The following is a 9,092-nucleotide window of genomic DNA, read 5'->3' as shown; positions in this document are numbered from 1 at the left end:
AAGGACATCATGCGCTGCCTCAAGCGATTCGTCGCCCGCGAGGTCTACCGCGCACTGGCAGGAACACCAACCGAACACATCACTCAAACCGACCTTGCTCCTGCCGCTTGACATCTATAGGAGCATCTCGAACACGTCACCGACGCCGAGTACGCCGGGCCGCGCGGCGGCGCCGGCGCCCGTCCCTGACGGTCCCGTACGCGACACCGCCCGGTCCGCCGCCGGCGGCGCCTCCGGCGCGGTCCCCCGGGCCGCGTGGACGGGGGGGACCGCCCCGCGCCCACCCGGGGTGGCGGGTCGGCACGGTGGGCGCGGGGCGGAACCCGGGGGCCGGGATCCGGCTCAGCCCGCCGCCCCGTTCGGGGCGGTGCCGGCCGCGGTGCGCGTTGGCCCGGGCCGCAGGAGGTCGAGTGCTTCGCCCGCGCTCGCGGCGTGGCGCACGAGCGCGCGGTCCGCGCGGGTGATGAAGCCCGCCGCCCGCGCGTGGTCCAAGAGCTTCACCAGCGGGTCGAAGTAGCCGGAACCGCCCGCCAGCACCACGGGCTTGTCGTGCAGCCCCAGCTGGTTCCAGGTGAGGGTCTCGAACAGCTCGTCGAAGGTGCCGTAGCCCCCGGGCAGCACGAGGACGGCGTCGGCGAGGTCGTACATCAGCGCCTTGCGCTCGTGCATGGACGCCACGACCCGCAGGTCGCCCAGGTCGCGGCGGCCGAACTCGCGTTCCATCAGCGAGCGCGGGATGACCCCGGTGACGGCCCCGCCGGCCGCCAGCGCGGCGTCGGAGACCGCGCCCATCATGCCGGCCCCGCCCGCGCCGTAGACGATGCGGGCTCCGCGGCGGGCGCACTCGGCGCCGATCTCGGCCGCGAGCCGCCGGTGCCGGGGGTCGGTGCCGGCCCCGGCTCCGCAGAACACCGCCACGCGCAGCCCGGTGCCGGCGCGGCCGGTGCCGGGGCGGCGCTCCCGCCCGTCCGCTGCGGGGGCCGCGGACCTGCCGTGGCCCGGGTCCTGGGCGAGGGCGGGCGCGCGGACGGGTGCGTCGGGGGACGGCGCCATGATCTCGGCGAGTTCGCCGCCGGGGACCACGATCAGGTCGTCGGCGTGCGGCCCCCTGCTGATCCCGCTGACGGGGACCTCCAGGTGCGCGGAGACGTAGCGGATGAACGCGGTCAGCTCGGCGGGCAGGTCGGCGTACTCGCGCGCCCGCGCGGCCGGGGTGCGCCATCCGGGCAGGTAGGTGTAGATCGGGGTGCAGGAGCGCAGGTAGTCCTCCTCGGGGCGGAACGGCAGCGGGCCGTCGTCGCCGGGGCGCCGGTAGCCGACGCACACCCCGATGCGCTCGAAGCCGTCGAGGACGTCGAGCTTGGTGAGGACGACGCTGGTGTAGCGGTTCAACGCGGCCGACCAGTGCGCGTGGGCGAGGTCCAGCCAGCCGCAGCGCCGGGGGCGGCCGGTGGTCGTCCCGGACTCGGCACCGCGTTCGCGCAGGAGGGCGCCGAGCTCCCCGGCCTCCTCGGTGACGAACCCGCCGTTGCCGACCATGGTCTGGTACGCCTTCAGGACGCCGACGCGGTGGCGGACCCGCGCGCCGTCGACGCCGGTCCCGGTGGGCACCGAGTGGAACACGGTGGGCGAGGTGGTGACGTAGGGGTAGATGCCGTGGTCGATGTCGATCAGCGGCCCCTGGGCACCTTCGAACAGCACCGGCCGGCCGGCCTCCACCGCGGCGCCCAGCAGCGCGGTGGTGTCGGTGGCCATGGCCAGCAGCATCGGGCGGTGGGCCCGGATCCAGTCGAGGTCGTCGTCCGCGCACGCGGGCGGGAGCCCGAGCAATGCGGCGCTGAGCCGCAGGCGGTGGCGGACCAGGTCGAGGTCGGCGGTGTCGCGCACCCGCACGCCGGTGCGGTTGTACTTGCAGACGTTGGCGGGGCCGATCCCGCGCCGGGTGGTGCCGATGACCTCGCCGCCGGCGCGGTCGTCGTCCTCCTGGCGGGCGTCGGCGCGCAGGTGGAGCGGCAGGACGAGGTGGGCGCGGTCGCTGAGCAGCACCCGGCCGCTCGCGGCGAGGCCGCGGGCGTCGAGGCCGGCGAGTTCGCCGGCCAGGGTCGCGGGGTTGACCAGGACGCCGTTGCCGATGACGCCGACGACGCCGGGGTGGCGCATCCCCGACGGGACGAGGTGGTTCTTCAGCACGGTCGCGCGGCCGCGGCCGTCTCGGAAGGCGACGGTGTGGCCGGCGTTGTCGCCGCCCTGGACCCGGACCACGAGGTCGTGGTGGGGTGCCAGGCGGTCGACCATCGCTCCCTTGCCGCCGTCGCCCTGCTGGAGGTCGCCGACCCAGGTGACCGGTGCGGGGCCGCGGTCGCGGGGCGGGGCCGCGGGCAGGCCGGCGAGCAGGTCCGCGCGGATCCGGGCGCGGCGGGCGCGCACGGCGCCCAGGAGGGCTCGGGGGTCGGTGGCCGGATACCGGCCGTCTGCGGCGTTCTCGCTCATGGGTCCGGTGTCCTCCTCCATAGCGGGCGCTTCGGCGACGGCGGGCGATGGGCGGCGGGGAGCGCCGGGGCCGGCGTCACCAGGTGACCGGGATGGCGGCGGGCAGGCGGCTGAGCAGGTCCGCGCGCCATTCGAGTTCGCCGACGGGCACCGCCAGGCGCATGGTCGGGAACCGCCGGGTCAGTTCCTCGACGGCGACCCGGACGGCCATGCGGCTGAGGGCGCTGCCGGGGAAGTCGTGGGTGCCGCGGCCGGACGCGAGACGGCCCTGGCCGTCGCGGTCCAGGTCGACGCGGTCGGGGCCGGGGAAGGCGGCGGGGTCGCGGTCGGCGGTGTCGGCGCTGATCAGCACCAGCTCCCCCGCCCGGATGGTGGCCCCGCCGATCTCGACGTCCTCTGTGGCGACCCGCGGCATGCCGCCGTGCTGGACGAGGGCGTAGCGCAGCAGCTCCTCCAGGGCCGCGCTCGTGACGTGCTGCGCCGCGCAGAGCCGGTCCCAGGTGGGGCGGTCGCCGAGGATGTCGACGAACGTGTTCGCGAGAACGGCGACGGCGCCGAAGTGGCCGGCGCCGAGGACGTTCACGCAGGCGTCGGCGAGCCGGTCGTCGTCGACGCGTTCGGCCGGTGGGCGGGCGGCGTTGTGCTCGCGGAACCGGCGGACGATCCCGTCGGGGAGGCCGGGGCGGGCCAGCACGGCCCGGAAGTAGTCGTGGGCCTGGGCGGCGTCGACCGTGTCGTCGGCTCCGATGGCGTTGAGGCGGATCAGGCCGGCGAGGCTCGACTCGCTCAGTGCGGCGGCGTCGTCGCCGGGGATGCCCATGACGTGTCCGGTGAGGGCGACGGGGAGGGCGCGGGCGTAGGAGGAGAAGAGGTCGGCGGGTTGCGGCCCGGCGGCGATGGCGTCGAGCCGGGCGCGGGCGGTCGCGCGCACCCAGGGCTGGAGTTTGCGCGCCTTGGGCGGGGCGATCGCCTTCATGAAGACCTTGTGCAGCCCGGCTTCGCGGATGGCGGTGAGGGCCGAGAGGACCTTCGTCGGGATGGCGGGGACGTCCCGGCCGGGATCCGCGGGGGCGGCGAACGGCTCCACGGAGAGGCGGTCGTCCTGTAGGGCGCGTACGGCCAGCTCGTGGGAGGTGATGAGCCACGCGGGGTCGCCGGCGCGGGTGAGGACCCGGGTGACGGGCCGGTTCCGCTGTAGCTCGCGGTAGCGCGGGCTCAGTGCGTCCCCCCGGTGGGAGAAGGGGAAGCACGGAAGTGCCTCGGAGTCGGACACAGGGCCTCCTGTCGGGGTCGGCTCGGTTCGGGCGGCGGCCGGGGGTGCCGGGCACCGGGCCGCGGTCCGGCCCCTGGGGCGGGTCCGGGCGCGGCGGCGGGTCACCAGCGGACCGGGATGGCGACGGGCCTGCGGTCGAGGAGGTCGTCGCGCCACTCGATCTCGCCGAGCGGAACGGCGAGGCGCATCGTGGGCAGGCGCCGGACCAGCTCCTCGATCGCCACCCGCACGGTCGCGCGGCCCAGCGCGCTGCCGGGGCAGCGGTTGGTGCCGCGGCCGAAGGCGAGGTGGCCGCGGGCGTCGCGGTCGAGGTCGATGCGGTCGGGGCCGGGGAAGGCGGCGGGGTCGCGGTTGGCGGTGTCGGCGCTGATCAGCACCAGCTCCCCCGCACCGATCGTCACCCCGCCCAGTTCCACGTCGTCGGTGGCCACCCGCGGCAGGCCGTTGTGCAGGAAGAGGGAGTGGCGCAGCAGCTCCTCGACCGCGGAGCCCGGCGCGGCCCGCAGCTCGCACAGCCGGTCCCAGGCGTCGCGCTGGGCGAGCAGGCTGACCAGGGTGTGCGCGAGGACGCTGACGGACCCCACATGGCTGGCGCCGAAGAACCAGGCCAGGGTTTCGGCGAGCGTGTCGTCGTCGACGCGCCGGCCGGGCGGGCGGGCGGCGTTGTTCGCGCGGTATCGGCGCACGGCTCCGTCGGGCAGGTCCGCGCGGGCCAGCAGCGACAGGAAGTAGCCGTGCAGCTCGGCCCAGTTGGCGGCGTAGTCGGCAGTGGTGCGCTCGCGGATGGGCATGGCGGTCTCGACGAGCCCGATGAGGGGGGCGGCGTCGTCGAACGGCATGCCGAGCACGCGGCAGGTGTGGGCGAGCGGCAGCGCTTCGGCGTAGGGGCGGAAGAGGTCCGCCGGCGGACCGGCCCCGGCCAGGCGGTCGAGCATGGCGCGCGCGGTCGTGCGCGCCCAGGGGCGCATTCGGGCGACGCGGGGCGCGGCGATGGCCGCCAGGAACTCCCTGCGCAGCCCGGCTCGCTTGATGGCGTTCATCGACGCGATGGCGTCGGGCGGCATGGCCCGGACGGTCTGTCTCGGGGCGTCGGGCGCGGCGGCCCGGGCGAGGGAGAGGCGGTCGTCCTCGAACGCCCGCACGGCCAGGGCGTGGTCGGTGACGAGCCATGCCCGCTCACCCGTGGGTGTCAGCACCCGGGCGATCGGCCGGTTCTCCTGGAGGTCGCGGTACTCCGGGGCCAGCGCGTCGCCGCGGTGGGAGAAGGGGAAGCGGGGCGGTGTCTCGTCAGGGGGCAAACGCGTACCTCCGGTCGAGGTCGTGGCCTTTCGGCCGCGCGGGTGCCGGCCCGCGGGGGCCGGCACCCGGCGGATCAGCCGTGCTCGGCGGGCCGGACCACGGCGAACCCCTGGGTGGGGACCACGGGCACCACCGCGCGCGGGCCGCAGATGAAATCGAGCAGGGGCAGCCGCATGTGGTAGCAGGAGACCGTGGACTCCACGCGGAGGATGCGGGGTGCGTCATGGAAGAACGGCAATTCGGCTTGGAGGTAGGAGAAAGCGGTGTCGATCTGGTCCTCGCGGGCGTTCCCGGGACCCAGCCGGGATTCGAGGACGGCCCGGGTCATGGCGCGGGCCGCATTCCGGAATTCGGGCTGGTCGTCGAGGGCTTTCTGGGTTTCGGCCCGAACGGATCGATAGGCGGGGTCGTCCACGAAATCGGACAGCCCGCGTAAGGTGATCCTCTTCCGGTCGGCGCCGCACTGGGCGGCGGCGTCCTTGATCCGGTTGCGCAGGACGCTGGTCTCTTTATGGGTGCGCTTGCGCGCGCGTTCGTCGTCGTACCCGATGGCGCGGAAGATCTCCACCACGTGGCTGTCCGCCGCTACGACATCGACCGCGTCGAACCTGCGCAGCGCCCACGCGAAGAGGTTGGAGAGGCGCCCGCGGCTGAAATAGCTGTTTCCATGGCTGACGCCCAGGAGCGCGTGCCCTCCGGTCGCCATGAGGGCCCGGCAGTTGTCGGTCAACGGGGTGACGTGGAAATCTCCGTCACGTTCTACGGACACCGTGTGCACCACGGGCTGTCCTTCCCATCATCGGCGTCGAGGGGCGCCACCGGTCGTTTCACCAGATTGGTACCTCTGATTTCCGCGGCTAAAACACGCGCGTGCTCGAATTCGCCGGAATCGAGCTTCGCTCGATCAATTCTCGAGGCATGGAAAAATACCGGGAAATAATCAATTTGGGGACAAGGAGGTGTTATGGCTGATTTGGCGCGTTGCGCGAGGGTCCGGTGCTCGGGCGCGGACCTTCGGCGCGGGTCCGGGCGGGCGCCGCCAGGCGGAACGCGCCGAGCGCGAGCAGGCCGAGCAGGGCCGATACCGGCGCGAGCCAGCCGATCCCGGCGGTCGAGAGCAGGACGCCGCCCAGCGCGCCGCCGACGGCCACGCCCACGTTGGTGAAGCCGGTGTTCACGGCCAGCGCCTGGGGTCCGGCCGGGCCGGCCAGGCTCAGCAGCCGGGCCTGGACCGCGGGCGAGTTCCAGAACGCCGCACCGCCCCAGACGACCGCCAGGGGTCCGATGATCCACAGGGCGACCGGGCGCAGGGGCCACAGGACGGTGAAGACGGCCATCACCGTCACGAAGACGCCGACCCCGGCGGCGAACGTCCGGTCGGGGCCCCACCGGTCGGTCGCGGTCCCGCCCAGCCGGATGCCGAGCATCCCGGCGAAGCCCGACGCGGCGAAGAGCGCGGCTCGGGTCTCGGTGTCGACCTCCGCGAGCGCCGCGCTGAAGGGCGCCAGATAGGTCAGCAGCATCATCGACCCGGTCACGGTCAGCGCGTTGGCGAGCAGGCCGAGGAGGACCGGACCGGACGCGAGGATCCGGACCTGGTCGCGCAGCGGGACCGGTGCGGGGGGCTCGGCCTCCGGCAGCGCCGCGGCCAGCCACACCAGGGCGACGACGCCGGCTCCGGCCATGGCCGCGAACGTGGCGCGCCAGTCCAGCAGGCCGCCGATCCACGTGCCCAGCGGGACCCCGACCGCGATCGATCCCGTGACGCCGAGGGCCACCGTGCCGATGTAGGCCCCCTGCCGTCCCGCCGGGGCGAGGGCCGCCGCCGCGGCGAACAGCGCGGGCGTGGCCATCGCCGCAGCGGCCGCGGCGAGCACGCGCACGGCCATCAGCAGTTCGAAGGAGGTGGTGAGCGCGGCCGCCGTATTGGCCGCGGCGAAGATCGCGAGGGCGGCGCCGAAGAGCAGCCGCCGGGGCCAGCGGGCCAGCACCACGGCCGCAACGGGGGCGCCCAGCGCGACCGTGAGTGAGAAGGCCGTGACGAGCTGGCCGGCCGCGGCTTCGCTCACCGCGAGGTCGGCGGCGATCTCCGGCAGCACACCGGCGATGATGTAGTCGTCGGTGAAGAACACGAAGGCGGCGAACAGCAAACCGAGCAACCAGATGGGCACGCCGACCCATCCTGGGTGCCCGCCCCGCCCCCGGCAAGGGGTTTTTCGTTATCCCGCCCCGCGCCTCACCCCTCGTCGCCGGCGGCCCCGGCCCCGGATCGGAGTCCGGCCCCGGCGGCGCGTACGCGCGGGGCGACCACCGTGAAGCGCTGGGGGGTGGGCCAGCCGACACGGTCGCCGCCGGTGAGGTTCACCAGGACCCGGGCGCGCGCGGGAAGGACGCCTTCACGGCGCATCCGGACCGCTCCGGCCAGGGCGGTGGCGCTGGCGTGGCAGACCTGGATCCCCTCGGTCTCCTCCAGGAGGTCGCGCACGGCGCGGATCTCGTCGGTGCCGACGGCCAGGATGCGCCCGCCGCTGGTCCGGCAGGCGTGCCGGACATAGGGGTAGGAGGCGGCGGGGTCGCCGCACAGGATCGCCTCGGCGGGACCGCGGGGCGCGGCGACGATGTGGCGGGGTTCGATGGAGAGCGCGCCTTCGCGGTAGGCGGCCGCCATCGGGGCGCAGCCCTCCTGCTGGACCGCCATGAACCTGGGGAGCGCGGGCAGGCGCCCCAGGAGCCGGTACTCCACGGCCCCTTTGTAGCCGCCGAGCAGGCCCGTTCCGCTGCCCACCGCCTGGAATACGTAGTCGGGTGGCTCGGGCAGCTGGTCGAACGCCTCCAGGTAGGCCAGCTTGAGGCCCTCGCGGCGGGCGAGGTTGAAGAAGCCGCCCTCGCAGACGGCGCCGGTGCGCTCGGCGAAGCGGCGGGCCGCGGCGGCGACGGCGGGGCCGTCGCCGTCGACGAGGTGGGTGGCGACCGTGGGGTGGTCGGGGTAGTTGAGCCGGTGGTGGTAGCCGCGGCCGCAGAACAGTGCCATCTCGATGCCGTCGATGAGCTGCACGCCGCGGGCGTAGGCGGTCGAGCTGTTCCCGGTCGAGGCCGTCACCAGGTGGCCGACCCCCAGTTCGGAGAACCGGGACAGCGCGACGGAGGCGATGCGGTCCTTGGTGCTGCGCGTGGGGTTGGTGCTCTCGTTCTTCAGGAAGAGGTGGGGCAGCCCGGTCCGGCGCCCGAATCCCTCCGCCGCGTGGCACGGGGTGTTCCCGTCGCCGAACCAGAAGAGGTTCTTGCGCCGGCGCACGGGGAGCAGGTCGAAATACCGGCGGAGCGGGCTGGGTCCGGGATCCAATGAAACCGCACCGATGTCATGGATTGCGTCGACCGCTCCCCCGCAATGCCCGCACCGGCTGACGCGGTCGTTTTCGGCCGCCCGCCCGCAGACGATACAGGCCAACGCGAAACCGTCTCCGCGACCGGCACCGGACCAATCCCTCATGAGTTTTTCGTAGTGCAAGCTGAATGCCATTATTTCCCCTTCGCCCCACAGCAGCGCGGGACCGACATCGGGTTTGCATGCGGTCGCCATCGCCCGTCGATCCAGGGATGACGTGCTGTTCAAGGAGGTCGGAGGGGACCCCCGGGACCGAGCCTACGATCCGCGCCCGACCGCCGTTGATAGAATTCCGAACTTTCCACTCGTGGAACATCCGTTTCCCCCGGCCCCATCTCGGGAACTCTCATTGCCGATTTCACATTCATTCGCTTCGACCCCGGCCGCCTGCGGCCGACCCCCGGAAAGGACGGGCGAAGGACATGCCACCGCACAATTCCACACATCTCAGAAAATGGACCGATATCGACGTGTTGCGCGATTTCAAGGAGGAGCGGCGCCTACGTGGACGCAGTGGGCAAGGGGCGGTCGATTTCCGGTACCGGGGGCGGGCCGCCGGGGCGGCGGGCGGCGCGCCGTGAGGGCGGCGCGCCCGCGTTGGCCCGCCGCCGCACGCCCCCGCCCGGGCGCCGCCGACCGCGGGAC

6 protein-coding genes are annotated in these 9,092 nt (G+C 74.1%); all 6 read right to left on the bottom strand.

Translation table 11 applies throughout. From position 1 onward, the window contains the following. Positions 1–342 precede the first annotated feature (342 nt). Positions 343–2,490: an adenylosuccinate synthetase gene (locus ACFO4E_RS29755; RefSeq protein WP_378580603.1), complete on the bottom strand. Its 2,148-nt coding sequence runs from the start codon at positions 2,488–2,490 to the stop codon at positions 343–345. Between the two features lie 76 nt (positions 2,491–2,566). Then, the gene (locus tag ACFO4E_RS29750; RefSeq protein WP_378580601.1) at positions 2,567–3,763 is read right to left on the bottom strand and encodes a cytochrome P450; all 1,197 of its coding nucleotides are present in this window, start codon (positions 3,761–3,763) and stop codon (positions 2,567–2,569) included. Between the two features lie 101 nt (positions 3,764–3,864). Further along, complete coding sequence (locus ACFO4E_RS29745) at positions 3,865–5,061, bottom strand: cytochrome P450 (RefSeq protein ID WP_378580599.1); 1,197 nt, start codon at positions 5,059–5,061, stop codon at positions 3,865–3,867. Between the two features lie 74 nt (positions 5,062–5,135). After that, on the bottom strand, positions 5,136–5,831 hold the full coding sequence (locus tag ACFO4E_RS29740; protein ID WP_378580597.1) for a tRNA-dependent cyclodipeptide synthase: 696 nt from the start codon (positions 5,829–5,831) through the stop codon (positions 5,136–5,138). Positions 5,832–6,024: 193 nt separating this feature from the next. Continuing rightward, positions 6,025–7,233 (bottom strand): MFS transporter, encoded by a 1,209-nt coding sequence (locus ACFO4E_RS29735; protein ID WP_378580595.1) that lies wholly within the window; start codon positions 7,231–7,233, stop codon positions 6,025–6,027. A gap of 65 nt (positions 7,234–7,298) precedes the next feature. Beyond that, on the bottom strand, positions 7,299–8,405 hold the full coding sequence (locus ACFO4E_RS29730) for a threonine synthase (protein ID WP_378580593.1): 1,107 nt from the start codon (positions 8,403–8,405) through the stop codon (positions 7,299–7,301). Positions 8,406–9,092 lie beyond the last annotated feature (687 nt).

It is taken from the genome of Nocardiopsis mangrovi (genome assembly GCF_042653925.1).
In the GTDB taxonomy this organism is placed as follows: Bacteria; Actinomycetota; Actinomycetes; order Streptosporangiales; family Streptosporangiaceae; genus Nocardiopsis_B; species Nocardiopsis_B mangrovi.
This window is presented reverse-complemented; position numbering and strand designations above follow the sequence as displayed.

Excerpts from the sequence above, each read along its gene's own strand:
- ACFO4E_RS29755 (WP_378580603.1), bottom strand. The coding sequence starts at position 2,490 with ATGAGCGAGAACGCCGCAGACGGCCGGTATCCGGCCACCGACCCCCGA.